16 protein-coding genes are annotated in these 26,082 nt (G+C 36.4%); 6 read left to right on the forward strand and 10 right to left on the reverse strand.

What is annotated here, in order from left to right:
• Positions 1–121 precede the first annotated feature (121 nt).
• Entirely contained in the window at positions 122–1,882 is a 1,761-nt protein-coding gene (locus tag BM361_RS12765) for a transcriptional regulator (protein WP_074979282.1), read from the forward strand.
• A 285-nt stretch (positions 1,883–2,167) separates the two neighbouring features.
• Entirely contained in the window at positions 2,168–2,683 is a 516-nt protein-coding gene (locus BM361_RS12770; protein ID WP_074979283.1) for a hypothetical protein, read from the forward strand.
• A gap of 56 nt (positions 2,684–2,739) precedes the next feature.
• Here the strand turns inward: BM361_RS12770 and BM361_RS17245 are convergent, their stop codons facing one another.
• Positions 2,740–3,627 (reverse strand): putative metal-binding motif-containing protein, encoded by an 888-nt coding sequence (locus BM361_RS17245; RefSeq protein ID WP_074979285.1) that lies wholly within the window; start codon positions 3,625–3,627, stop codon positions 2,740–2,742.
• A gap of 296 nt (positions 3,628–3,923) precedes the next feature.
• Between BM361_RS17245 and BM361_RS12780 the strand changes: the two genes are divergently transcribed.
• The 4 genes from BM361_RS12780 to BM361_RS12795 all read left to right on the forward strand — a co-directional run bounded on the left by BM361_RS12780 (position 3,924) and on the right by BM361_RS12795 (position 11,537).
• The gene (locus tag BM361_RS12780) at positions 3,924–4,592 is read left to right on the forward strand and encodes a response regulator transcription factor (protein WP_038263734.1); all 669 of its coding nucleotides are present in this window, start codon (positions 3,924–3,926) and stop codon (positions 4,590–4,592) included.
• Positions 4,589–5,962 (forward strand): sensor histidine kinase, encoded by a 1,374-nt coding sequence (locus tag BM361_RS12785; protein ID WP_074979287.1) that lies wholly within the window; start codon positions 4,589–4,591, stop codon positions 5,960–5,962. The genes BM361_RS12780 and BM361_RS12785 overlap by 4 nt, the downstream gene beginning before the upstream one ends.
• 77 nt (positions 5,963–6,039) lie before the next feature.
• The gene (locus tag BM361_RS12790) at positions 6,040–10,365 is read left to right on the forward strand and encodes a CusA/CzcA family heavy metal efflux RND transporter (RefSeq protein ID WP_074979289.1); all 4,326 of its coding nucleotides are present in this window, start codon (positions 6,040–6,042) and stop codon (positions 10,363–10,365) included.
• Between the two features lie 14 nt (positions 10,366–10,379).
• Entirely contained in the window at positions 10,380–11,537 is a 1,158-nt protein-coding gene (locus tag BM361_RS12795) for an efflux RND transporter periplasmic adaptor subunit (RefSeq protein ID WP_074979291.1), read from the forward strand.
• A 1,182-nt stretch (positions 11,538–12,719) separates the two neighbouring features.
• Here BM361_RS12795 and BM361_RS12800 read toward each other — a convergent pair.
• The 9 genes from BM361_RS12800 to BM361_RS12840 form a co-directional block, all read right to left on the reverse strand.
• Positions 12,720–16,052: a P-loop NTPase fold protein gene (locus BM361_RS12800; protein ID WP_074979293.1), complete on the reverse strand. Its 3,333-nt coding sequence runs from the start codon at positions 16,050–16,052 to the stop codon at positions 12,720–12,722.
• Positions 16,053–16,196: 144 nt separating this feature from the next.
• Positions 16,197–16,427: an AAA family ATPase gene (locus BM361_RS12805; protein ID WP_074979295.1), complete on the reverse strand. Its 231-nt coding sequence runs from the start codon at positions 16,425–16,427 to the stop codon at positions 16,197–16,199.
• Between the two features lie 547 nt (positions 16,428–16,974).
• Positions 16,975–18,579 carry a serine hydrolase domain-containing protein gene (locus tag BM361_RS12810; protein WP_074979297.1) on the reverse strand — a complete coding sequence of 535 codons (1,605 nt, stop codon included), beginning with the start codon at positions 18,577–18,579 and terminating at the stop codon, positions 16,975–16,977.
• Between the two features lie 38 nt (positions 18,580–18,617).
• Complete coding sequence (locus BM361_RS12815) at positions 18,618–19,580, reverse strand: helix-turn-helix domain-containing protein (protein WP_254785828.1); 963 nt, start codon at positions 19,578–19,580, stop codon at positions 18,618–18,620.
• Positions 19,581–19,681: 101 nt separating this feature from the next.
• Positions 19,682–21,274, reverse strand: a complete 1,593-nt coding sequence (gene lepB, locus BM361_RS12820) for a signal peptidase I (protein WP_074979299.1) — start codon at positions 21,272–21,274, stop codon at positions 19,682–19,684.
• A gap of 76 nt (positions 21,275–21,350) precedes the next feature.
• Positions 21,351–22,430 carry a helix-turn-helix domain-containing protein gene (locus tag BM361_RS12825; RefSeq protein WP_074979301.1) on the reverse strand — a complete coding sequence of 360 codons (1,080 nt, stop codon included), beginning with the start codon at positions 22,428–22,430 and terminating at the stop codon, positions 21,351–21,353.
• 206 nt (positions 22,431–22,636) lie between these two features.
• The gene (locus BM361_RS12830; protein WP_074979302.1) at positions 22,637–24,064 is read right to left on the reverse strand and encodes a serine hydrolase; all 1,428 of its coding nucleotides are present in this window, start codon (positions 24,062–24,064) and stop codon (positions 22,637–22,639) included.
• A 1-nt stretch (position 24,065) separates the two neighbouring features.
• Entirely contained in the window at positions 24,066–24,503 is a 438-nt protein-coding gene (locus BM361_RS12835) for a MarR family winged helix-turn-helix transcriptional regulator (protein WP_074979304.1), read from the reverse strand.
• Positions 24,504–24,876: 373 nt separating this feature from the next.
• The gene (locus BM361_RS12840; protein WP_074979306.1) at positions 24,877–26,082 is read right to left on the reverse strand and encodes a threonine aldolase family protein; all 1,206 of its coding nucleotides are present in this window, start codon (positions 26,080–26,082) and stop codon (positions 24,877–24,879) included.

A 26,082-nucleotide genomic window follows, 5' to 3' on the forward strand; every position in this document is an offset into this window, starting at 1 on the left:
ATTCATAAAGTTAACTTCGATGTTGTCTTACAACGAAGAATTATACAGCATAGTGATATCAGTAGCTTCAATTGTATATTATTGGTTATTTTAACACGAATAATCATCTGTAATTAAGTTTATGTATCAAGCATTTGCGGTTAGAATTAGTAAAGTGGTGTTGTTACTATTGTTATCCATTGGATATAGTCAAGAAGCTATAGACAGTGAAGAAGCTTTATTACGACATCAGGAGCTAACCGCCACTATGAATGCACAATTTCCTGTAGACGATATCAAGACCTTCCGAAGAGAATCTTTTACTGAAGATGAATTACAGGCGTATCTGATGAAGCATTTTGAGCGAATGGAGTTACTTCCATTTATTACCGACCATATTACGTATAAACTCGATAGCTATTTTCATTCGGGTAACTGGTTTTACCAGATAGGGTTACCGGAAGAGAGTATAAAGTCCAATAAGGAAGCATTGAAATATTATCACCAGGTTTCTGATGAGCTTTCCGAAGGTACTAAAGAGGAATTTTATGTAAAAGTATGTTTTGCGTATTCCGCCTTAGCCGAAAATTATGCCAGACTTTCTCTAAATGATAGTGCTGCGGTTTATCATCTTAAGAATATTGATTTTGCACAAACAAGAAACACTCCTTATTATCCTTCTGCATTAAACAATTTGGGTCTTTTTCATTATTGGAGCAAAAATGAAACCGACACGGCATTGGTCTATTTTAAAAAGGCTTTCGATATTACGAAGGCGGAGTTTCCAAATCATTATCTCATTGGAAGCATCAGGGATAATATAGCAGATATTTATATGGATCAGGGTAAAACGGAGGAGGCCGGACACTTATATGGCCTGAATTTCGATTTTTACCAGCATATCATTAATAAGGATTTAAAATCTTTAGACATGCCTCGTATTATAAGTGCGGGAGCTCAGCATATGAATGCTACTTTAATACAAGATAAGCTAGAGGATGCACAGCAGACGTACTTCAGGTTGAATGGTCTTATAAATGACCCTAAGAATAAAGCCTGGGAATACCAGAAGTCAATGCCTGAATTCTTAGAAGCTAAATCGATTTTGTTGTACAAAAAAGGAGCCTTTAAAGAGGCTTATGAAAATGAACAATACTTAAATCAGCTGTCGGATAGCCTTTATCAAGTTTCAAAAGATGTAGATAAAAGATGGCTAACCGCTACGAATGATATTGTTTTAGATAAAATAAGATTAAACTATAAAATGGAGCAATCCATTAAAGAGAATAAAATTAAAAACCAGCGATTAAAATTATACATTTCAGCTTCGCTGTCTTTATTGGTAATAACCTTACTTACCTCTTTATTCTTTAGCAGGCGACAACATCTAATTAACGCCAGGAATAAACGCCTTCTCGCTGAAGAACGGTTGAAATATGCTGCCGTACAAAACCAGCAATTAGAAAATGAAGTAGCTGCCAAGAAGAGAGACCTTTCTGATTTTGCTATTAATCTTTCTCAAAATCAAAAATGGGCAGAGTTATTGGCTAATAAAATTGAAACGTTAAAAGCCACTAAAGGCAGGCAGCGAAAAAGTTTAATGGATGAATTGGAGCAGGAAATTAAAAATAAAGTGAGTTTTGACTCTGAGAACAAAGAGTTTTATGAGCGCCTGGATAAATTAAGTGATGCCTTTTACCGAAAATTAAAATCGAAGTTTCCCGAATTAAGCAAAACAGATAAAAGATTGTGTTCATTGATTCGTCTGAAAATCAACAGTAATGAAATTGCACGTCTACAAAATATTACCATAGCGTCTTTAAACACCAGCAGATACCGACTACGCAAAAAGCTTAACCTCGCTAAAGAGGTCGATCTCGATGACTTCATTCAAAGTTTATAGTCTTTCCTATCTATTGATATTCAAGCAATAAAGAACATCTATTCACTCCTTGTCTATAATTAGTCTATAGTGATTTTTAGTGTTAGGCGCTGATTTTCTGTACTTTAGAACTAAAGATTTAGCAAGGAACTATGCTCAACTTATTTCTATTAATAGCATTGAAATAAGTGCACAACATATCACCAATGTTGGAGCACACTAAATAGTTCCGGTAAAAACTTCCCCCAAGCCAAGTCGGTTAACAAACATTAATCACCAAAACTTTAACTCAAAAAATCAATCACAATGAAAACATTTATTTTTGGTTTGGTATTTTTAGGATTTACCAATCTAACAGCTGCTCAAGAGGTAATTGCCTCGGTTAATTATGATAAAAGTTCATTTAAAAGCGAACTAACGACTCCCGTAAAAAACAGTGAATACTTATCAAATTTTGATACAAAGAATGTAAGCGAGGTTATTTCAGACTTTCAAAAGTATGTGGCAAATTACGACTTAGCAAATGCTAAGGTATATACTTCAGAAGATCCTTCTATTTATCACATCTCTTTTTCTGAAGGCAATAATAGAGTAGAGGCCACCTATAATCAGGAAGGTGCATTGATCAGTTGTATTGAAAAATATGAAAATGTGCGCTTGCCATTAACGATAAGTAGTAAGATCGCCAGGCAATATCCGGATTGGGAATTCAATAAGGTAAATTGTACCATTAAATACGTTAAAAATTCGGATGCTATTATTGCCTATGAGGTAGCTATTAAAAAGGATTCAAAAAGAAAGACCGTTAAATATACCCTATAAAAAACTCACTCCTTTTTTAAGGAGTGAGTATCAAGCCCTTTATTTAGTTAATGGGGCTATTTTATTATAACGGGTCCGCCACCGGAACAACTTCGATCATATCCATCGCAATCCTGATCTATATTATCTCCACATATTTCCGGAGCTCCGGGATATACAGTCGGATCGGTATCATCACAATCTTCACTGGCATTAAAACCATCTCCATCCGCATCTAAATCCGGACATCCATTAAGTTGGGGAACACCAGCTACCAATGGACAGGCATCTAGTGAATCCTGTATCCCATCACCATCTGTATCAGGACATCCATTAAACAATATGAGGCCAGGAACTTCAGGACAATCATCTACATTATCATTAACACCATCACTGTCGCTATCAATAACATCCGGTGTTTCGGGGTTACAATCATCATCTATTCCATTAAATAATATTTCCGGGTTGCCCGGAAATCTGAACGGATCGCTATCATCACAATCCAAATCAGAAGTAACTCCATCATTATCAGCGTCAACAAGTTCGGGAGCATCCGGTGTATTTGGATTACAATCATCATCGATACCATTATTAACAATTTCGTTGTTTAAAGGGCTTACATCGGCATTCAAATCATCACAATCGCCCATTACTCCAAATTCACAGGCATTATCAGGTACCGCACCGTCATTGTCCTGGTCATCTAATCGAACATCTCCATGAGAGGCATGGTCATCCCATGAATTATTGTTTACTTCTATAATTCCCCATGAATTATCCTCCGAATCATAATGACAAATCTGAATTTTCTTGTCTTTACTCTTTTTAAAAGTTACATTTTCAGGATCTAACATTAATTCATCCTCGTGGTCTGATGTACATCCGCCCGTTATGCAAACAACCATTGTGATTGCTAATGCTTTGATTGCACGTCTGGGTGTTAAAAATAAAATACTGCTTTTCATAAAATAAAAGTTTTGGTTGTTTAATATTTACTTCGCTTGGTGTGGAAGAAACTTCCGGTATACGGGGGAGGTAATCAGTACTCTAAATTAAATGAATATCTGCACGGAGGCTCATTTTGGTAATAGACAAATAATCAACAACCACTAAAAAAGGAGATTCCGCAACAACTTTTAAAAGGAGTAAGTGGAATTTATAAAACCAGGATATTAATCTTTTCAGAATCAGGAATTAAAAATTAAGCAAATCTTAAGGATCGTGAATTGATTATTTTTTCGATTTGTAGTTCTTTTGTATGATGCGTATTTTAATAGTTGAAGATGAACCCGGGATAGCCAATTTCCTCAAGCAGGGCCTTGAAGAGGAGCTCTATACGGTAGACGTAGCCGAAGAAGGGGATACAGGGCTGGAACTGGCGCTTACGGGCGAATATGATTTACTTTTACTCGACTGGATGTTACCGGGAATGAGTGGAATCGAGATTTGTCGCCGTTTTCGTAAAAAATCTAAAGACACCCCAATCATCTTTTTAACAGCTAAAGATACGGTTAGTGAAACCGTGTTTGGGTTGCAGGCAGGAGCAAATGACTACATCAAAAAGCCTTTTCATTTTGAAGAACTTTTAGAGCGTGTAAAGGTTCAGCTCCGTAATTCCGTAGGTGAAAATTCCATATATGAAATTGGTCCGATTACGTTGAATAAAGACACGCATCGGGTTTTCCGGGAAGATCAGGAGATCATTCTAACCCAAAAAGAATTTGCTTTGTTGGCCTATTTGCTTCGAAACAAGGGGAAAGTATGCACACGTACCAAAATCATTGAAAACGTTTGGGATATCCACTTTCAATACAATACGGGCGTCATCGATGTTTATATTAATGCCCTTAGGAAAAAGCTTAACCTGACCGACAAAGAAAATTATATACAAACCGTACGAGGGGTGGGTTATATAGCCCTGGAGAAATGAATTTAAGTTTTAAAAATAGAATTGCCTTACACTATATGATCGCTACAGCAGCGATTATGCTGATTATATTTAGTGTTATATTCTTCATCGTAAGAAGTACCGTATACCGCAATTTAGACAGTGATTTAGCGTATGAAGCCCATCGGCACACAGATGAGATTGTGGTTGTAGGTGATAGTCTTAAATTCATCAATAAATTAGAGTGGGAAGAGAAAGAACACCGAGAAGTACAGGTAAACCCTGTTTTTCTTCAAATTATTGATAAGGATGGGAAATTGATGGATAAATCTCCCAATCTGAAACATGAAAGTCTTGCCTACCGAAGTCATGCTTCCAGCAGGGATCATATTAATGCCGAACTTCACAACCAGGCGATTCGACAGGTACAGATCCCTATAGAACAGCAGGGGGAAACCAAGGGGTATATTCTAGCTGCCATGTCGCTAGAATCTTCTAAAATGGTAATTCTCAAGCTTAAGAACGTGCTTATTTTTTCGTTTTTAACTGTTTTAATCGGCCTTTATTTTATTTCCAGGTATCTTGCCGGTCGCAGTATTCTTCCTGTATCTGAGATTTCGAATACCACTAAACGGATCACCAAAAACAATCTGAATGAACGGGTTAATTTGCCCCAACGTAAGGATGAACTTTATGATTTGTCTTCCAACTTTAATGAATTATTGCAGCGCATTGAAAATGCTTTGGAACGTGAACGTCAATTTACCTCAGATGCTTCCCACGAACTTAGAACGCCTTTAGCTGGCTTAAAGGGTACCCTCGAAGTCCTTATCCGTAAACAGCGCACACCGGAGGAGTATATAGATAAGATTGGTTATGGATTGCAGGAAATTAACCGAATGTCAGAAACTATCGATCAACTGTTATTATTGGCTCGAGTAGATTCAGGTAAGAGTCTCGATGCAGGAATGGAGGTAAGTCTGCCGGTGGTTATTGACGAAATTCTTGCACGTCATAAGGAGCTTATCGAAGAAAAACACATACAGATTAAAACAGATTATGATGTGGAGACCCATTTAAATACCCCGCAGTATTACACCATGCTCATCATGGAGAACGTTATACACAACGCTATAAAATACTCGCATCATGAAGGACGCATTAAGATTGGGATTGAAAGGAATGAGCAGGTTATTGTTTGTACTGTAGAAGACGGCGGTATTGGTATTAAAAAAGAGGATATGAATAAACTCTTTAATTCATTCTTCAGATCTGATGCCCTGGCTCATAGAAACATTAAAGGCAACGGTCTGGGGTTATCAATTGTTAAAAAGGCAGCAGATGCCATTCATGCCCGGGTTCACATAGAAAGTGAGTTAAATAAGGGCACTAAATTCACCATTGTATTTTAAGCGAATCTTAAGAAAGTACTTAGAATAGCTTTAGATAGCAAACCTACATTTGGTCTTTATCAATTATAAAGATTAATATGCTAGAAAAGATTATTCAGTACAGTATTCGCCATAAGCTTATTGTATTCCTTTTTACTGCGGGAATAGTAGGTTATGGATTGTATGCACTATCTCATATTCCTATTGGAGCGGTACCTGATATCACCAACAACCAGGTTCAGGTGATTACTACCTCGAAGAACCTCGCTACGGAGGATGTAGAAAAGTTTCTGACGTATCCGGTGGAGTTAGAGATGACCAATTTACCCGGGGTTAAAGAAATCCGGTCCATTTCTAAATTCGGTTTGTCGGTAGTAACCATTGTGTTTGACGATAAGGTTGGTACCTATTTACCACGACAGCTCATTGCCGAAAAAATAAAAAATGCCGAGGAGAAAATCCCGGAAGGATTTGGAACTCCCTTTATGGGGCCAATTACCACCGGATTAGGGGAAATATATCAATATGTTATTGATGTCGATCCGGAGTTTAAAGACAACTATTCTTTATCTGATTTGAGAACCATTCAGGACTGGATTGTTAAGCGACAGCTTTCAGGAATTCCTGGGGTGGTTGAAGTAAATACCTGGGGAGGCTATCTGAAACAATACGAAGTAGCGATTAACCCGGAGCGGTTAAGGGCTATGAACGTTTCTGTATTTGAGGTCTATGATGCCCTTAAGGCCAATAATAGTGTTGCCGGTGGTGGGTATATAGAAAAAGTGAACCAGGCTTATTTTGTTAGAGGGGAAGGGTTGGTAAACAATATTCCTGATATAGAAAACATCGTAGTTACCAACCGCAATGGCGTTCCTGTATACATTAAAGACGTGGCTACGGTGGGCTTTGGTCATGCCAACCGATTTGGAGCCATCACCGGAAACGGGGAAGGAGAAAAGGTGCTTGGACAGGTAATGATGTTAAAAGGTGCTGATTCGAATGAAGTTATTAAAGCTGTTAAAGCACGGGTAGCAGAACTACAAAAAAGTCTGCCGGAAGGAGTTAAAATCAATGCCTTTCTGGAGCGTAGTGAACTCATCGCTAAAACTACATTCACCATAGCGGAAAACCTTATTCTGGGGTGTTTAATTGTCATATTTGTGGTAGTCCTGCTTCTAGGGAACTTCCGGTCGGGGCTGGTGGTAGCGTCCGTTATTCCATTGTGTTTATTGTTTGCACTTTCATTGATGTATATTTTTGGGGTGGATGCGAACCTGATGAGTCTTGGAGCCATCGATTTTGGTATTATCGTAGACGGATCGGTTATTATTGTGGAGTTCATCGCATTCCGCATTACCAGTCAGCGTAACCAGCTATTACAATTACCCAAGGTAGAACGACAAAAGCTCATAGATAAGATTACTTTTCAGGGGGCTACAAAAATGATGAATTCGGCGGTTTTCGGACAACTCATCATTATCATCGTGTTCATTCCTATACTTTCACTAACCAATGTGGAAGGTAAAATGTTTAAACCGATGGCATTGGTATTTTGTTTTGCCCTTATAGGAGCCATGTTGCTGTGTTTTACTTATGTACCTGTTATGGCATCGGTATTTATTAAGCCGGGCGACCCTAATAAGAAGACTATTTCGAGAAGACTTATCACCTGGTTGGAGAATAGCTACCGTCCGGTTATTACCTGGGCCTTAAAAAAGCGAAAACTCGTGATCGCTTTGGCCGTTAGCTTACTGGTAGGAACGGCCTGGTTGTATTCCAGAATGGGAGGGGAGTTTGTACCAACCCTTGATGAAGGTGATTTTGTAATTCAACCCGTGTTAAAAACCGGTACTTCACTAAGCCGCACCATAGAGGCGACTACGAAGATGGAGCAGGTATTAAAGACCTTCCCGGAAGTTGATCAGGTGGTTACCAGGATTGGAGCCGCTGAAGTTCCAACAGATCCGATGTCGATGGAAGAAAGTGATGTCATGATCAAATTAAAACCCAAGGGGGACTGGACATCTGCTGAAACAAAGGATGAATTAGCTGATAAGTTTAAAGAAGCCTTAACCCAACAGCTCCCGGGCGTAGATTATGAATTTACCCAACCTATTGAAATGCGATTTAATGAGTTGATTACGGGGGTTCGTGCCGATGTAGCCATTAAGGTATTTGGAGAGGATTTGGATATCCTTTATAAAAAGGGACTTGAAATTCAAAAGGCTATCGAACATGTAGAGGGTGCTGCTGATATTTCGGTGGAAAAAATAGCCGGGTTGCCTCAAATGTCGGTAACCTACAACAGGCAAAAGATTGCCAAATACGGATTAAATATCGAAGATCTGAACAGGATTGTCACCATGGGATTTGCAGGTGCCAGTGCCGGAACCGTATTTGAAGGAGAAAAGCAGTTCGACCTGGTGGTGAGATTCGATCAACAGCATCGCAGCGATATTCAGCATTTGGAAACAGCTTCCATAACATTGCCCGACGGACGTTCACTGCCTTTGAGTGAGTTTGCTGATATAACATATACCAAGGGTCCAGCCAAGATCTCAAGAGACAATACGAAGCGCCGTATCGTAGTGGGTATCAATGTCCGTAATCGCGATCTGGAATCAGTGGTGAATGATGTCCAGAAGATTATAGAGGACCAGGTACATCTACCGCCGGGATATACGATTAGTTACGGCGGACAATTCGAAAACCTGCAAGCAGCTTCGCAACGTCTTAAAGTAGCGGTTCCAATCGCATTAATTCTCATATTCGTCTTGCTCTATTTTGCTTTTAACTCCGTTAAGGAAGCCTTGATGATTTACAGTGCGATTCCCTTATCTGCAATCGGAGGGGTCTTATTGCTATACTTACGCGGCATGCCCTTTAGTATTTCGGCAGGAGTAGGATTCATTGCCTTGTTTGGAATAGCGGTATTAAATGGGATTGTGCTTATCGAAGAATTTAAAGAATTAAAAGCCCACGGGATGACGAATATTCATAAACGTATATTAACCGGAACCAGAAACCGATTACGTCCGGTATTATTAACAGCATCTGCGGCAGCATTAGGATTCTTGCCAATGGCTATTTCCAGTTCTGCAGGAGCCGAAGTGCAACGTCCGCTGGCCACGGTGGTTGTTGGTGGACTGGTAACGGCAACGTTGCTGACTTTAATTGTACTTCCGGTATTGTACGCCTGGTTTGATAGTAAAAAGCCTATCAAGCCTTTTAAAAGAAAGCAGCTTGCTACCTTGCTCATATTCATCTTACCGGTGGTTGGTATGGCCCAGGAAAAAGCGATTAGCTTACCGGAAGCCATTGAAATTGCCATAGAGAACAATCATGGAATACAAGCAGCCAGGCAAGAGGTACAACAATCGGAAGAATTGGAGGGTAGTACTTTTAACCTGGAGAAACCACAGGTGTATTACCAGTACGATGAAAATAATATTGCCGAAAACGGGGAAGCCTTAAGAGTATATGGGGTAACTCAGCAGTTCAGGTTTCCGACTATTTACGGTACCCGAAGTAAAGTACTGAAACAGGAAACGGCCATGGCTTTACAGGTTTATAATATGCAGGAGCGCACCCTGAAAAAAGAGGTCTCCATAGCTTATTTAAGCGTGGTATATCAGCAGCAACTGACCCATCAGTACAAATACCTCGATAGTTTGTATAAAGCTTTTTCAAAGGCAGCAAGCAGGAAATTCGAATTAGGAGCCACTAATATGCTGGAGAAACTCACTGCAGAAACCAAACAAAAGGAAGTAGCCATCGCATTAACGCAGAGTCAAAAAGATTACGACAAGTCTTTGTTGGAATTAAGGCGGTTATTGCAAGCTGAAGAGGTTATAACGGTACAGCAAACGAATCTGGATCGATTGGATTATAAGGAGATCGATACGATTAATCACCCGGGATTGACTTATTTTCGTGAAAAGCAAGCCTTATCAGAGCTTGAGTTATCGATAGAAAAGCAGCAATTTCTTCCGGATATCGAGGTATCATTATTCCAGGGAACCAACAGTATGGCGGGTGCTAAGACCTACAGAGGTTTTCAGGCCGGACTTACCGTACCGCTTTGGTTTTTCAATCAGCGATCGAAGATAAAAGCAGCAAAAGCCAGAAGGGCTATGACCGATCACCAGATTCAGGACTACCAGGTACGCCTGGAATCGCGCAGTGAAAAGCTGCATGCCGATTTAGAAAAGTATGATCATGTGCTCTCTTATTACCAAGAAACCGGTAAAAAAATGGGAGATCAGCTCACACTGAGTGCATCTAAAGCCTATAAAAGTGGTGAAATCGATTTTTTACAGTATGTACAACTACTGGAAAATGCCCGTGATATTGAGATCAGGCGTCTTGAAAGTCTTTTCAACTATAACAAAACAGTACTTGAATTAAACTATATAACCGAATAATAAGTCATTATACCATGAAGATTACTATATACATATTCCGATCAGTGATGTTTTTAAGCCTGTCAGGCTTGCTGTTCACTTCCTGTAATTCAGAAGGAGGGAAGGACCTTAGGGAACAGGCTATCAATATCCCCGATACTTCCAATTCGGATCACATTGTTATAACGGAGAATCAATTTAAAGCTGCGCAGATGCAAGTAGGTACAATTAAGCCAACAGCTTTCGATCAAACCGTTAAGGCAAACGGGGTTTTTACGGTTCCACCGGAGCGTAAAGCTTCTGTAAGTCCGTATTTCTCAGGTTATGTAAAAGAACTATCGTTATTGCCCGGAGACCAGGTGCGTAAGGGACAAGTATTATTTACCCTTGAAAATCCGGATTATATCAGGGTTCAGCAACGATATTTGGAGGCAAAAGGCCAGCTAAGGTATTTAGATGCGGAATACAAAAGGCAGCAGGAATTGATGAAAGATCAGATCACTTCAGAAAAAAATCTATTAAAGGCAGAAGCTGATTATAGTGTTATCAAGGCGCAATACGAATCATTAAAAAAGCAGTTATGGCTTATGAACATTAACCCGAATACGTTGAGTGCGTCGAATCTACGTTCAACCATAGCAGTAATAGCACCTATAGAAGGCCATATTACCAAGATAAACACTCAGAAAGGCGCTTATCTGAATCCTTCGGATATGGCGTTGAGTATCACTGATACAAAGCATTTACAGATAAAAACCCAGGTTTTTGAAAAGAATTTACCGCAATTAAAAGCAGGTCAGCCAGTGGTATTTAAGGTTCAGAACGGTAACGAGGGAAGTTACCATGGAACCGTTAAGCTTATCAATAAGGCTATAGATGAACACGACCGTACGGCGAGTGTGTATATAGATCTTAAGGACGATGAAGCCGCAGATCATTTTGCGCCTGGCATGTATGTAGAAGTGGCTATAGTAACAGCTAAAGATACTTTGAATGCTTTACCAGAAGAGGCTGTGGTTTCTATAGATAACGATCATTATGGATTGGTACGTATCAATGAAACGACCTTTAAACAAGTAGGTATTAAAATTGGGAAAACATCGAATGGTTATGTTGAAATTGTAAACCCGGAAGTATTTGAATCGAATACGGTATTCTTAACGAAGGGAACCTTTGAAATGATCATGGAATAATAAAGCATTAGAAAACCCATAAAGTACCATTGGAGTAGTTTGTGGGTTTATTTCTAAATATTCTATTTTACATAATATAAATTATAGTTCATTTATATCTATAGAGCAAATTGACGGATACTTGTATATTACATCAATGCAGCTATAGCAACACGCTCGTGTTTAGTATCGATCGTAATTATGTAAAAGTCTATTTGCTTCACTCCAGTGATATTAGTATTTATTATTGTCGTTAGCTATAATAACACGTCAATGTTTTATACGGTTCATAATTTTGTAAAAGTAAATTGGTCCTGGTTTCAAAAACAAATTGTGGTTCTTGTATATCAATTTAAAGCTTTCTTAAAAAACACCATTATTTAATACTTCTCATAATTATCGTATTCGATACTTTGCCCGTAAAATTTTCAAATACGCGAATTATATGAGGGTCTGTTTTATTGGAATTGGTATTGAGAAAATGATTTTGGTTGTTGACCGACAATTTGTGATTTATGGTGATGCTGTAATAATCTTGTTTCTTGTTGGAAAGAATTTAAACAAAAACCATCCTTTTTAGACCTGCTCATACTTTATCCATACTTTAACCATGCCTTTGGTATGCCTTTGATATGCCTTTGGTATGCTTAAAACAGGCCTTATTAAAGCTTGAAAATTGATGTAAAATGATGCTTACTAAAACTTTTATACGGTTTCATACCCATTTATACATGGCGGCAAAAAAGTACAATATCGGCCAAAATTGACTTGAAAAGTTGATTGGGATGCTTCTATTTCCTTTTTTTACGACATTAGTGTTCAACTAATTATTTAGTTATAATGTAACTGGAAATGCTATTAGTTTAGAAATCCTGTATAAACCTTTTTATGATTTATGATATGTACCGGATCAATTATTTTACCTCCTTTTTTAGCCAAATCGACTTTAGGAGATTCATGAACTTCAATAAAATATTAATGCGTGAGCTAAACAAAAAATCAAGGCTGCATAAAACTTTGGAAACAATTAACGGTTCGTTACGCTATATTTTAGACTATTTAGCGTTAAGGAAATGTACAGTGTACAATTTTAGCTAAATATCATTTGAAGTTATAAACCCCTCGCGCCAGCTGGCTCATTCACTAAATTAGTCCACAGGACTAATTTTAAACGTTCTGCCCCCTATTGTTTTACCCAAAGTTTTATGAGGTCGTTACTTCTCCATTGTCTTGAGAATCTTTTATAGGGATTTCTAATTTCGTTTTATCAAATATGCTTTCAATTAATGCCTTATCTATACTTTCATCATCTAACTTTTGACCAAACATTTCTGATAAGTCTTGATTATATCTTCCCTGTGACGAGTTTATAATTTGAATGATTTTTTCTCCATGAGCTTCCAAAATTTGATAAAATATTTTATCATCATCATTCAAATGAAGAATTATTTTTCTACAAACACTATCTGCTTTAGTTGGAGGAATGGCCGAAAATTCGAATATACCAAGTGCAAAGAATTTTATTTGCTCTACATTTAATTCTGGATAATCAATGAGTAGGTCTAACAAATCGTCATATATTCTGTTTAGCTTCCTCTTATCTAAATAGTTTGCATTAAGCAAATTATTCCAAAATTCCTCATTAGCAGGTATTGATTCTTCATTTTTAGCAATAGAGGTTAAATATTCGTCATAAGCCTCCATAAAATCTTTACTTTTAGTAATTTTCTTATCTAATAAATTACTATTTACAAGCCCAATGAAGGCAAAATTAAAATTAGATTCTGTATTGAAATTGTTTAACCAATCTTCCTTTGATGCCTCTCTGAATTCACTTAAGATTTGACTATGTATTAGTTTGATTGAAGAGAACTCATGATTATTATTATCAAAAGTTTCTTTTAAAATATCCTGTCTTAATTCAAACACTTCAGGAATATCCTTTATGTCAAATTTATCGTCCCATCTATCAAATTGAGTCAAGAATAGTGTAAAGTTTTCTTCAAAAAACTTTGTTCTTATTTTATCAAGATTTTCGAAAACCCATTTTGAGTTTAAAGATTGAGTAAAACCAAAATAATCAGTTGTTAATATTTTTATGATTTCGTCTACAAGAGGATAATTTCTCCCCTTTTCAATAACAACTTTAAGTAAATCACCATAGGAAATATAATACTGAATAACCTCTGCTATTTTTCTTGCATTATCTAATTTATTCAGCTCATTTGTTAATACTGTACTACGAGGAGCGACTGTCATTAAATGAGCTATCTGATTAGATATTATATCAATAAATGGTTCATCTGTATTGGTACCATGATGATTCAAATAGTTGGTTCCAATTGCCTCTGGAATTAATTTCAAACTTGCTTTTTCATTTAGAACCTTGTTAATTTCAATCAATTTAGAGATCTTTTTAGCATCAGTATAAGCAATCGAATTTAATTCTGAATCTACTTTATCTTGTATATTCTTAAATTTATATGATTTGGCATTAGTTTTTAAATATCTAATAACATGCACAAATTTGTGTAGTTCTTCGACAAAACCATTCTCATGATCAATAAAGTATTTGTTTAATTCATCAGAATCAGTAAAAATCTTTAAATCGTCAAAAGTACATTCACCTTCTTTGAAAACATTGCTCATATCATCTATATAGTGGACAAAATCTTTTGGTGTAAATCTTACTTTTTCTATTAATGGTTTAAGCTTTTTGTTTTCGTTATTAAGAAAAACTAATAAATCATGCAGAGTTGAATAATATTTGGAACTATTTGAAGATTTTTCAAATTCACTTTTTGAGTTATATACTATTTTATCTGCTAAAGATTTTGAAGTTTTTCTGGAAGTATTTTTGATTATACTTTTGTGCCATTCTAAAAGTTCAATAAATTCTTCTTTTGGTCTTCTGTCTAAATTATTAGCAAATCTTTCCCAATAAGATTTTAATGCTTGTGCTGATATAACATCTTTAACTTCATCAAATATTTTAGCAGTATTTTCAGGTCTTGAGTTGGAGAAATTACTTTTGTTAACAGTATTCGCAAAGTAAACTTTAAATTCACTATGCTTTTTTACTTCTTTAAGAGCCTCAATATTTGCCTTTAAAAATATATCATCAATGTTATTGGTTAATAACACTTCGCTTGATTTTTCTTTATCTACATTGTACACAATAGCAGCTAAATTCTCTTCTAATTCAGCTTCATTTCTGAACATATGTGATTCTTCTTTTAAAAAATGTTTATTAGCTATAGATATCAATGGATTTTCTAATATTTCCTTTTTTCGCAATAAGAATAAAGCCAAATACTTGATATCAATTGTACTATTGTGTTGTAAATAAAGGGAAACAAGATTATTAATAAAAGTTATAATATCTCTTGGTCTTTTATTATTTACATCAGTTATTAGTTCATATAAAGAAGATATTAATTCTATGTCATTATCATTTATAATATCATCAAAAGCTTCTTTAAATTTCAATTCAAAGAATTTTTTCCAATCTGATAACACTGGTGGTGAAATTCTAAAAATTGTTGAAAAAGTTTTACCAATGAAATTATCTACTTTATTATGATTATCATCATCAAAATGTTTTGCTAAATGTCCTTTGTCATAAGGTATTATAACCCAAACATTGTCTACCTTCTCTTCCGCAAAAAAAGTATGAATTGAAGACCAAAGTGATAAAACTTTATCGCTTTTTGTAAGCCTATCCATGTTGTCAAAAACAATAACAAGACCATCAGATTTCAAGTCGGAAGTAATATTCTCAAAATATTCTTTAAAACTTTTTACTGTTGGCTCGTTTTCGAGTGTATGTTCTAATTCTTCGGATTCCAAATCTGACCCACTAAAAATGTATAATAATCTTTTAAGCCTTTCCTTATAATCGTAGTCTTTTGTCTGATCTTTTTTATCAAAGGCTTTATACTCTTTTCTTAATTCAATTAAGCCCCAAACAAAAACTATAATTGGCAATAGATACTTTGATAAAAATAATTTTAAATTTGGTAGAGTGTGTTTAGGGAATAAATCATTTTTTAATAAAAAATCATCGTACAATACATTAAAAAAAGAAAACAATAGAATTGAAGCCATTATTAGAATCCAATAAAACTTAATTTTTGGAAATTTAGTTGTATTCTTTGTAGACTTTTTAGCAAGTAATTTATTCAACTCATTTGTCCAGTCAACACTTCCTTTAAATTTCTTTTCAAATTTCAAAGATGTAATTAATTCTTCAAGAAAAGTTCTTCTTGTTAAATCTTCTTGGTGACCCCAAGCATCGTATGTAAAAAAGAAATAATCTGATTTTATTTCGCCAAATTTATTATTTAAAATACTAACAACATTTGATTTACCTGAACCCCATTTTCCTTCAATTCCAATAACATTGTTTGGTAGAGCCTTGTTTTTTATTAACTCAAAAATTGTATTTGATATTTTTTCATGTGATTTTCCTTCAAATAGATCTTCTCCAGATGGAGAACTGGAAATGTAGATTGGTTTTTTGGTTGGTTCACTCATAAATACAAATTTTAAATTGTTAAAATATTATTAAATCAAGAGTTGTGCCGTTTTATAAATAGTAATTTTTGATTTAAATAACTGACAAATAATTTCAATAAATAGTACAAATATGACAATAAGTCACTTTGTATTTTATTTATCTCATATTACGCTTTCAATTAAGACTCTTAATTCATTTTTAAAATCGATATTGAAATCATCAAATGAAAACCTACTCTTATCGGAACCATTTAGAAAACTATTTACAATTGTTAATAGTGAAGTCTTTTCTGTATTGTTTTTTCCAATTACTAAAGTCATTATTTCTTCTAAATCAATTGAAAAAATTTTTAAAAGTCTATAATTTTCAATTTTGATCTTCTGAATTTTCATTCATAAATAGTTGTGCCTTATAATAAAAAACTATAAAACAGTATTAGTTTGAGATAGTGTTTAAGGAGAATTTGTAACTCAAAAACCTGTCTCTCAAATATAGAAAAAATTAACAAGAAGTTATTTACGGAATACCGTAATTGATTGAGAATTAGAAATAATAATCCCATTCCACACACATTATACTACTCTCCTATCATTGTATACTCATTATTTACCATTTAAATAAACAGGTATTCGTGTATCTTGATACTCTAGATTCGACATAAACTGTGTTTACTCGCTTCACTCCTATTCCAATAAAAGGAGCTCGTGAATGCTTCGATTTCATTAAAATCGTTAAGAAACTTTTAGAGTATAAATTTTTAAAGATTCTGCAGCTCAGCAATCCAACCTAACGCTTAACACTATGAACAAAATCGCATCTATGTTTTTAAAGGCCACTTCCAACAAAACGCATAAGAACCTTTAAGCAATCCTTGGTCCTTGATAAATTCTAGTAACCTCTTAAAACATCATCACTCTACCCCTTAAAATTCCATTAAACCTAAAGAATCACAGGTAACACATAGTCTGTAATGATTTTATCAATATCAGCATGCATATAGGGTAAGCCGTAGCCTGAAGCTGTGATGATAATGACAACAGGGATGTCTTTAAAAACAAAGATTTTGTTTCCTCCATTTCCTGAGCAATACGATACTTCATACCTTTTCCCGTTCACCGTATAGGTTTTATTCCAAAACAAATAGCCATAATAAGTTTCATCGCCATAGGGTTGCTTGATTTGTTTTGATAAGCTTTTTTCTACCCATTCCTTAGATAGTATTTGTTTCCCATGCCATGCTCCCCCATTTTTATACAACTGTCCATATTTAGCAAAATCTATTGCTCGTAATCGTATACCCCCGGCGGTATTAGGCACCTTTTGTGGGGTATATTCCCATTTGTAATTGGTAATTCCCAAAGGATGGAATAATTTATCATCAGCATATTTTTCCAACCCATGCGGAACTGCCTGGTGTAAAATATCTCCCAGTACTACCACTCCCGCTGTAAAGTAACGATACTTCGCTCCTATTTCACTCGAACTCATGGGTAAATCCAAAGCAAATTCAACCCAATTATCTGTAGGGTACATCAATTCTTCATTTCCTATATTACTATAATCCTCATCATCTCCAATAAAGCCGGAACTCATCGTTAATAATGACTTTATGGTAACACTGTCTTTTTTAGGGGTGTAATTTTGATATGCTTTTAGATTGTAAAACCCGTTAAGGGTTGCATTTTCATCTTTTATATATCCTTCTTCTATAGCAATTCCTGTAATGGTGGAAGCTATCGTTTTCCCCACAGACCTCGGATCGTGTAAACTGTCTCTATGGGAGTTATTAAAGTATTGTTCAATTAACAATTCACCATTTTTTACAACCACAATTCCATTGATATGCTCAAATCTACCTTGAGCAATTTTTTTATTCAAGGCTGTTATTTTCTGTTTATTAAACGTATCATTCGAAATTTTCCAGCCGCTTTTTGGTGCTATTTCCTGAATGGGTACTAGACTTTTATCGTATGGCAACTCTTCTACATTCATAGTAAGACTGCCCTTCGCTAAAGATTCTCCAACCATTAATGTGTCATCTTTCACATAGGGCTTTACTTCAATAGTCAATTTATGCCTTCCCGTATCCAAAGCATCTCGGCCTCCTCCCATTTTCATAAATCGCAACCACATAAACCATCCCCAAAAGTCCAATCTTTCCGGGTAGATTAAAAGAATGGTATATTCAAGTTGTGTGATTTTAGCATCTATGGTTCCTGCTCCTTTATTTAAATTCTCCTGATAAATAAGCTGATTATCGACAAAAAAGGAAAACTGAAAATTTCCTTTGTCAAGTAATTCTTCTTGTGACAGCTTCGGCGCTAGTGCTTTAAGGCTTTCTAATAATGGTTTCTCCAGCTTAAATGCTATCGACAGGTACTTATCGCTATGGAGGGTAAAGTCTTCTACAAATACAGGCTTTTCGGAGGTTTTCCTGGTATCGTTATTTAAAAATTGCATCGGGGCAACCGCGGCTTCTTTAAAAATACCACAAGCAATAACTAGTCCGACGATAATGATATGGAATGGTTTTATAAAATTCATATTTTAAATTTTAAACAAAGAACACCATACTTATCGTTTTAAAATTGTAAGAAATTAACATCCTCCAGTTTTTTTCGAAAGGCCAAAGGCGTTGTATTATAGATTTGTTTGAAGGAATTTGTGAAATGACTTTGATCATAAAAGCCTGATTCAAGGGCTACTTCAGTCATAGATCTTTCCTTATTCATTATCAGAAATAAAGCCTTATTGAGTTTTATCGTTTTTATATAATTACCCAAGGAAGAATTAAAATATTTAGGAAATTGCCTGAATAAATGCACCGGATGAATGTTCAATTCTAAAGCCAAATCGGTAAGTGATATACAAAGGGCCGGTTGTTCATGAATGATTTCCAAAATCTTTTGTGTCCACTTTGGTTGCTTTTCATTTTGTTTATTAACGGCATGTTCTAGGGTATCTATTGTGTTTAATAACAGTAGTTCAATGCTCGTCTTTGAAAACTCATCTACCTTTTTGGTCTCAAAAAATATTTTAGAGATGTTTTGTTTTATAAATGGATTTTCGAGGTGCAAACTACCTTCTATCTTCAATAAAGAAATATCGAAGTTGGTAAACCAATCTTTGGTTAGTTCAATATGAAAGCCTCTTGTATATTCCGGGGGTTTTATATTGTAATGTGCATCTTGCCAATTATGGAATAATAAACTCCCCGGCTCTAAATAATAGGAGTCTTTTCTATTTTCTTCATATAATTTACCCTGTAATAAAAAGGTAAAGTATGGATTTTCATGAAAATGCCAATCTACCTTATCATGGGTATACTTCGTATCTGTAATCAGAAATTGATTGAAGTTAAGTTCTTGTCTATGAAATCCGTAATACGTTCCCTGCTGTAGTTGTTGCATATTAATAGGACGAGTGAAATGGTATAATGTTACTCCACTACGATATTCTATTTCATTTTTATGGTTCAGTGTCCTTATCGATAGCCCCAAAAGCAGCATTTCCTTCACTTCATAAATGAAACGCAGGTTTGCCAAAGCTCCAGGTATTTATTGAACAGGTTTAGCAGATCTTTAAATTATACACTTCTTTCCAATCCTAAACCCACCTAACACTTAACCTAATGGTCTACATCATTCTATTGTTTTCGTGACTTTTTTAAACTTCGTTTCTGTGACAGGTAAAAAAGAATATAACCAGATAGCAGAAGTCCCGGGATCCAGGCATACGACTGTTGTTCTCCCTTTTTATTTACAGTCGTAAAGATTCGTTCCCATCGTATTTTCTTCCCTTCTTTATCCCAGCTTAACCAGGTTAATACCGGCTTCCCTACCACATGATCGAAGGGTACGAAACCCCAAAACCGTGAATCGATGGAGTTATGTCTGTTATCACCCATCATCCAGTAATAATCTTGTTTAAAGGTATATGTATCTTTCTTTATTCCGTTAATATAAATAGCGTTGCCGATGACCTTCAACGTATTGTTTTCGTACGTTGTTATAATGCGTTTGTAAAGTGGTAATGTCCGGGGATCAATCTTGATTTGTTGTCCCTTTTCGGGAATATAGATTGGTGCCCATTGGTCTACTGTATTAGTATAGGCCGAATGATTCGGGAATACAGGCTCTGCCGCTGCTTTATCGTCGGCTACAATCCTCTTTATTTCCACTATGTTCGGGTTTTTACGAAGTCTTTCAACTGTTCCCCTGGTCAGGGATTTAAAATAATAAAAACCGGGTTTTATGGCTCCGTAATCGTCCGTGACCCCAAAACGATCATACATATAGTTTTTAGAAAGGGTACTTCCGTTGGTTTGTACGATATACGAAAATTGTAATTTGTTTTCCAATTCGTTATCCGTTTTAGCTCCGTTTATATAAACATACCCATTATGAAGGCTTAAGGTATCTCCCGGCAGGCCTACGCAGCGTTTTACAAGATTTGTTTTTTTATCAATAGGTTTAAGGTAACTACGGTCGGGATGAAAATTGTTCATATCCCTGAGTGTATCAGCTGGCTGGTTAAAAACCACGATATCATTCCTTTTTATGTCCTGAAGGCCTGGCAATCTGAAATAAGGCATTTGAAACATATTCAGCCACGTCGATTGCTTTTCTGCTGGGTCGTCACTAAAAACATACGATTTGGTTTTAAGGATGGGAATGGTATCATGAACCATTGGTAATGCGAGTGCAGTAATTGGCGTTCTGGCTCCGTAATGAACCTTACTAACAAATAAAAAGTCTCCCACTAACATCGATTTTTCCATGGATGATGTTGGAATGACAAAGGGTTGCACAACATAGGTATGAACGATGGTTGCTGCTATCACAGCAAATAAAACTGAACTCACCCACTCCCCTGTCCCTGTGTCGGGTTTCAGGCTCCTATCGGATCGATATATCAATGAAGCTGAATTATAGTTTAGATAGGTAATGTAACATCCGAGGGTACCTAAAACCAGACAGGTGTCGATCGTTTTGACTTTACCAAAACTCCTGATGGTTTCTACCCAAATAACGGGAAACATGATCAGGTTAATGACCGGGAGGAATAGCAATAGCACCCACCACCGGGGACGTTTTATTATTTTCATTAATACAATGGCATTATAAACGGGAATCACGGCATACCACCAGTGATATCCCGCCAGTTTATAAAGCCTTGTGGTGCTTATTGAATGAATGATTTGTACGATAAAGAAGTAAATTATCAACTGTAAGATCATAGGTGTGAATTGTAAATTTTATGCAAAAATCTGTTTCACTGTCCATAAAAACTACTTAGATCATGATTCTGGAATACTAATTGGTTGCTTCGGGGAGCGAATTTCGGTATGCTACGGGAGTCTGCCCGGTAATCTTTTTAAAAACGGCATTAAAAGAGGAGATACTATTGAAGCCACTTTCATAGGCTATGGCTGCGATTTTATAATCCTTGTATTTCTCATTTTTCATGAGAGCAATGGCTTCTTGTACGCGAAGTTCGGAGATATAGAGTGAGTAATTTTTATCCGCAGTCTGATTGATGAGTTGTGATAACTGTTTGGAGGTTATTTTCATCCGTTCACTTAGCTTTTGAAGAGTCAGCTCCTGGTGTAGAAACAATTTTTCTTCATCCATGAGCTGTTCGAGTTGCTTTTCATGTGTCGATATAAAAGAGGGAGTCAGTTCTGAACCCTTATACTTCTGAGGCAGTGGATATAAGAGCCACAAATGCTTCAACATATAGGAAATCAAAACGATCATGACCATGGTAAACACAAGGGCACTACCGGGATAAAACGGTATAACTCCAAAATAGATACCTACGGCATTGCTCCATATCACCAAGGTAGCGGTATTAAGGAGTAAAAGCCAGTTTTTGAGTTTCTTTCCCTTTTCATCCTTTGTATATATGTCTTTGTTTATCCGGATCCAAAACAGGGTATAAATGCAGTATATAAATCCGTGTACAAACAAAGTAAGATAAAACATCCAGGCATTTGGGGTTCCGTACTCCGGGATAACCGCAATCAGTAGAACGGCTAACAGCAGTGCCAGGTAATGAACATACAATGCTGCCGGGCGAAATTTTTTAGCTGGTTGACTGATGGTAAGGGTATATAACCAAAGCGAAGGCCCGATGGCAAAAAAGAGGCTTAAAAAGAGGGTATGAATAGCGGAATTGATGGTGTAATAATAATGAAACAGCGACTTGGCCATCCGAATTCCAAAGGTCAGCAGATAAACGGCCAGGAAAATGTTCCATATCGCATTTTGCCCTGATTTGATCGCTGATCGGGATTTATTAACCAGCACCACTCCGGCGGTCAGGGACAACACTACCCCTATACTGCCAAATAATAAAAATAAGCGATCTAAAAAACCGGATAATACACTCACGGATGGCTCATGATTTTATGATATGAGTGTAAATTTATAATAATTTCAATTATAATATCGGTACTTCGAAATGCTTTGACCTATGGCAGCAAACATCTTAATAAAATTATATCATAAAAAGAATGCTCCAATTGTTTATAGGATACCATTTAATGTATTGACTACTAAACAGGTTGGAGCATTAATTTAAATATTGAAAGCTAAAATCAACTCACTGATAAGGTCTTAAGTTTTTCTTTAGCGTTGTTGTTTTCAGGGTTGAGCTCCAGGCTCTTTTCGTAATATTCAATCGCCTTTTCCGTATCTCCATTCATCATATAAGCTTCTGCGAGTGAATCATAGGCATCATACGAATCAGGGAAGGCATATACCTCCAATTTAAACAAATCAATTGCTTTTTTATAGAATCCCCTGTTTATCATTTCATAACCTTTGGAATTAATATCTAATTCTGATAGATCAATCTCAGAGGCTGCTATAAGTTTTTCTGCAGTAGTTATACCGTCCTTTAAATACGCATTGATGACATCTTTAGTAAAGAAATAGCTCTCCAGCTTAGGTGTAGCTCCTGAAATTGTTTTTTCTATAAAGAATCGAGCGTCTAAGAAGCCTTCTCCGAGGTCTTTATTGGTTAAAAGAACTACCGTATAATCTTGTTTTCCGAAAATTCGCCATTCTGCACCTACTCCAAAGTGGCCTCCGCTATGGCCATAAACCCCTGATCCTTTACCTCCTGAAAACTGCATACCATATCCATATGAACCGCTTTCCGGTTCTTTTTTCATAAGATCTGTATAAGTCGCTGAAAGTAATTGATTGTGTTTAAATGAAGTCGCAAAATTGAAAAGATCATCTATTGTGGATCTGCCGCCACCGGCAGGACTCCCCTTCACCCCACTCATAAATAAGGTCTTTTGAAGTTTATTTGGATAGACATCAGACAAGGTATAATGTTCGGCTGCGTTAGGCGTTGGATGATCAGCATCAAAATTGCCTGTGTTCTTCATTTTTGCAACCGAAAAAATATGATCTTCTATATAGTTAGTATATGGCATTTGTGTAACCGCTTCTATTATTCTGCCAAGCATGATATAGTTTGTGTTTCTGTATGCAAACTGCTCATTTGGCCTGAATTCTAATGGTTCATTTTCATATAAAGGGGCAATACTCTTTAAAGTTCTGAATTGTTCTTTAGAGGTATTAATAAACTTCTCAGAGCGAAAATAATTGGTTAACCCGCTTCGATGTGATAATAATAGCCTAATCGTAATAGCTTCTCTCGCCTCTTCATTCGGGTAGTCCGGAAAAAATTTTCCGATCGGATCATCCAATGATAGTTTTCCGGCTTCTATGAGTTGGAATATTGCTACGGCGGTAAATGACTTCCCAACGGATGCATATGAAAATTTGGTGTTTATATTATTTTTTACCTGATGTCCTATATGGGCATAACCAAATGCCTTTTTATACAAAATACTATCGTTCTTGGCTATTAATACGGCGCCACTGAAGCCTTCCAGTGCCTCCAGGTAATTATTAATTTCTGTAATATGATTGTCACTGAAAGTTACGGGTTGTTCATTCGAACATGCTATTATTAAGGTAGCAATGATTGGTAGAAAAAGGTTTTTCATTTTAGTTGGTACAGTTTTTAGTTATTTTTTTTAGTAATTCAAATAATTGAATACGTTCCGATTCTGTTAGTCCGTTTAAGGCTGTAGTCCTGTTTAGGGATATAACGGGGGCTAATAATGAAATGGCCTTTTTACCCTTATCGGCAATTGTTAATGTTGAGCGTCTTTTGTCTTTAGCATCGATAGTTTTTGTTAAATAGCCCTTCTTCTCCATTAATTTCAATATCCGGGTAATAGAGGCATAATCTTTAAACACTAAATCAGCCAACTCCATCTGAGTGTGATCGGTATTTTTATCTAAGATTAGCAATATGAGTGCCTGGTCGACGGTTATGTCCGGAATCACTTCTGATATGTTTTTTGCGCTTAGTTTGCGATATGCCTTAATGGTTTCTTCAATAGCATATAAGACTGTATTGGTAGGTGTATTTATCTTCATATTTATTTGACATATCAAACAAAAGTAGCAATTTATTTGATATATCAAATAAACACACTAAAATGTTCGCTGAAGTTATTTGTTGAATGGGAGTTTTTTACTTAAGGCTATTGGGGAGTTATTAAGGGTTGGGCACCCTTAAGGCGCAAAATATGTGCACTCGAATCTTGTTACAGTCCTCGCCTGCCACTAATAATGTAGTTTGAACATATTGTAAGATGCCATTGCAGTTTTGCATATGATTTAGAACGAAATGGCGCATAGTTAATTCGTATTAGTTTACCATTAACAACTTCCTAACTATTGTACTAACTATTTTTATTCGATCATTTATCCCCAGATTCAATCAAGCTAAACTCATAAAGCGGTCGCTTCACCCCTCCTTTCGAACTGACTTTACGCCCTTTTTCCAGGCATTGATAATATCGTTCAGGTTCCTGGTGAGCAGGCTTTCGTTGACTGTGAATTTCACAATGCCTTGATCGTTGGCTCTTCCCAGCCAGATATTATGCTCGTTATACAAATACATAGCCAGGTCTTTTAAATTGATATCCTTCCTCAAATGCAGGTCATAGATATTGGTTCCCTTATCAAGACTGCTGATGTTCACCCCATCGATGGTATTCAACTCAGTGATTAAGGTTTGGGTGCTTTTGATTACCTGTTGCCACCTTTCTTCAATACCCTTCAGGTAATGCAAGGCCATGGCCGTTTGATTCCAGCTTTGGAATACGGTTCCGCCAAGAATCTTCACCTGATGTGATACCTGGTCAATAACGGCTGCATCTCCACAGAGTATGGCGCCTCCGCTGGCATTTAAGTATTTGTATAAGGATATATACACCGTATCAAATTGTGCTGCATATTCGGCTATGGAGACTCCGGTATATGCTGCAGCAATATGTAGCCTGGCACCATCGAGATGCATTTTATAGCCTTGTTGCTTGCAATAGGACGCTATTGCTTGAATGGTTTCCATAGGAACAACCCTTCCATCGGCTCTTCTAACAGGATTTTCGATCACTACGGTTCCTAATCCGCTTTTAAAAACCTCTTCGTGCTCCAGGTAGGAGATTTCCGTTTTCAGATCTTCCAGGCTAAAAGTTGACTGCCCCTTCCCTACCGGGATCAGCCTTTTCCCATGAACGCTTTGGGCTGCATCGGCTTCATCTCTGAAAACATGTGAATTTTCAGGGACCATTGCTTTCGTATTGGTTCCATTCAGCAATTTAATTGCCAGTTGATTCGCCATGGTGCCGGTTGGCAGGTAGATAGCTTTCTCTTTCCCGGTTATTTTGGCAAATTCTTCCTCTAATGCTTTGGTTGCTCCACCATTTCCATAAAAATCTGGTTCAATCGGATGGGTATTGCTGATGGTGGTTAGTTTTTTCAGGTATTGCTTCGGGTCGAGCGACAAACCATCAAAAATAAAATTAACGGCTGTGGGATTATTTGTCGGTTGATTTTCGGTCCAGGTTTCAAAGGGTAAGGCGCTCATGCCTATGCCTGGTATCATGAAGGGAACTGCCGTCAGGCCACATTGTTTCAGAAAGTTTCTTCTCTTATTCTCGTTGTTCAT

Source organism: Zhouia amylolytica (genome assembly GCF_900116365.1).
Lineage (GTDB): Bacteria > Bacteroidota > Bacteroidia > Flavobacteriales > Flavobacteriaceae > Zhouia > Zhouia amylolytica.

What these genes read in the sequence shown, in the direction of transcription:
- BM361_RS12805 (WP_074979295.1), bottom strand. Translation starts at nt 16,427, where the DNA reads ATGAAAATTCAGAAGATCAAAATTGAAAATTATAGACTTTTAAAAATT.
- BM361_RS12790 (WP_074979289.1), top strand. Translation starts at nt 6,040, where the DNA reads ATGCTAGAAAAGATTATTCAGTACAGTATTCGCCATAAGCTTATTGTA.
- BM361_RS12830 (WP_074979302.1), bottom strand. Translation starts at nt 24,064, where the DNA reads ATGAAAAACCTTTTTCTACCAATCATTGCTACCTTAATAATAGCATGT.
- BM361_RS12835 (WP_074979304.1), bottom strand. Translation starts at nt 24,503, where the DNA reads ATGAAGATAAATACACCTACCAATACAGTCTTATATGCTATTGAAGAA.
- BM361_RS12840 (WP_074979306.1), bottom strand. Translation starts at nt 26,082, where the DNA reads ATGAACAACGAGAATAAGAGAAGAAACTTTCTGAAACAATGTGGCCTG.
- BM361_RS12765 (WP_074979282.1), top strand. Translation starts at nt 122, where the DNA reads ATGTATCAAGCATTTGCGGTTAGAATTAGTAAAGTGGTGTTGTTACTA.
- lepB (WP_074979299.1), bottom strand. Translation starts at nt 21,274, where the DNA reads ATGATCTTACAGTTGATAATTTACTTCTTTATCGTACAAATCATTCAT.
- BM361_RS12795 (WP_074979291.1), top strand. Translation starts at nt 10,380, where the DNA reads ATGAAGATTACTATATACATATTCCGATCAGTGATGTTTTTAAGCCTG.
- BM361_RS12770 (WP_074979283.1), top strand. Translation starts at nt 2,168, where the DNA reads ATGAAAACATTTATTTTTGGTTTGGTATTTTTAGGATTTACCAATCTA.
- BM361_RS12810 (WP_074979297.1), bottom strand. Translation starts at nt 18,579, where the DNA reads ATGAATTTTATAAAACCATTCCATATCATTATCGTCGGACTAGTTATT.
- BM361_RS12800 (WP_074979293.1), bottom strand. Translation starts at nt 16,052, where the DNA reads ATGAGTGAACCAACCAAAAAACCAATCTACATTTCCAGTTCTCCATCT.
- BM361_RS12785 (WP_074979287.1), top strand. Translation starts at nt 4,589, where the DNA reads ATGAATTTAAGTTTTAAAAATAGAATTGCCTTACACTATATGATCGCT.
- BM361_RS17245 (WP_074979285.1), bottom strand. Translation starts at nt 3,627, where the DNA reads ATGAAAAGCAGTATTTTATTTTTAACACCCAGACGTGCAATCAAAGCA.
- BM361_RS12780 (WP_038263734.1), top strand. Translation starts at nt 3,924, where the DNA reads ATGCGTATTTTAATAGTTGAAGATGAACCCGGGATAGCCAATTTCCTC.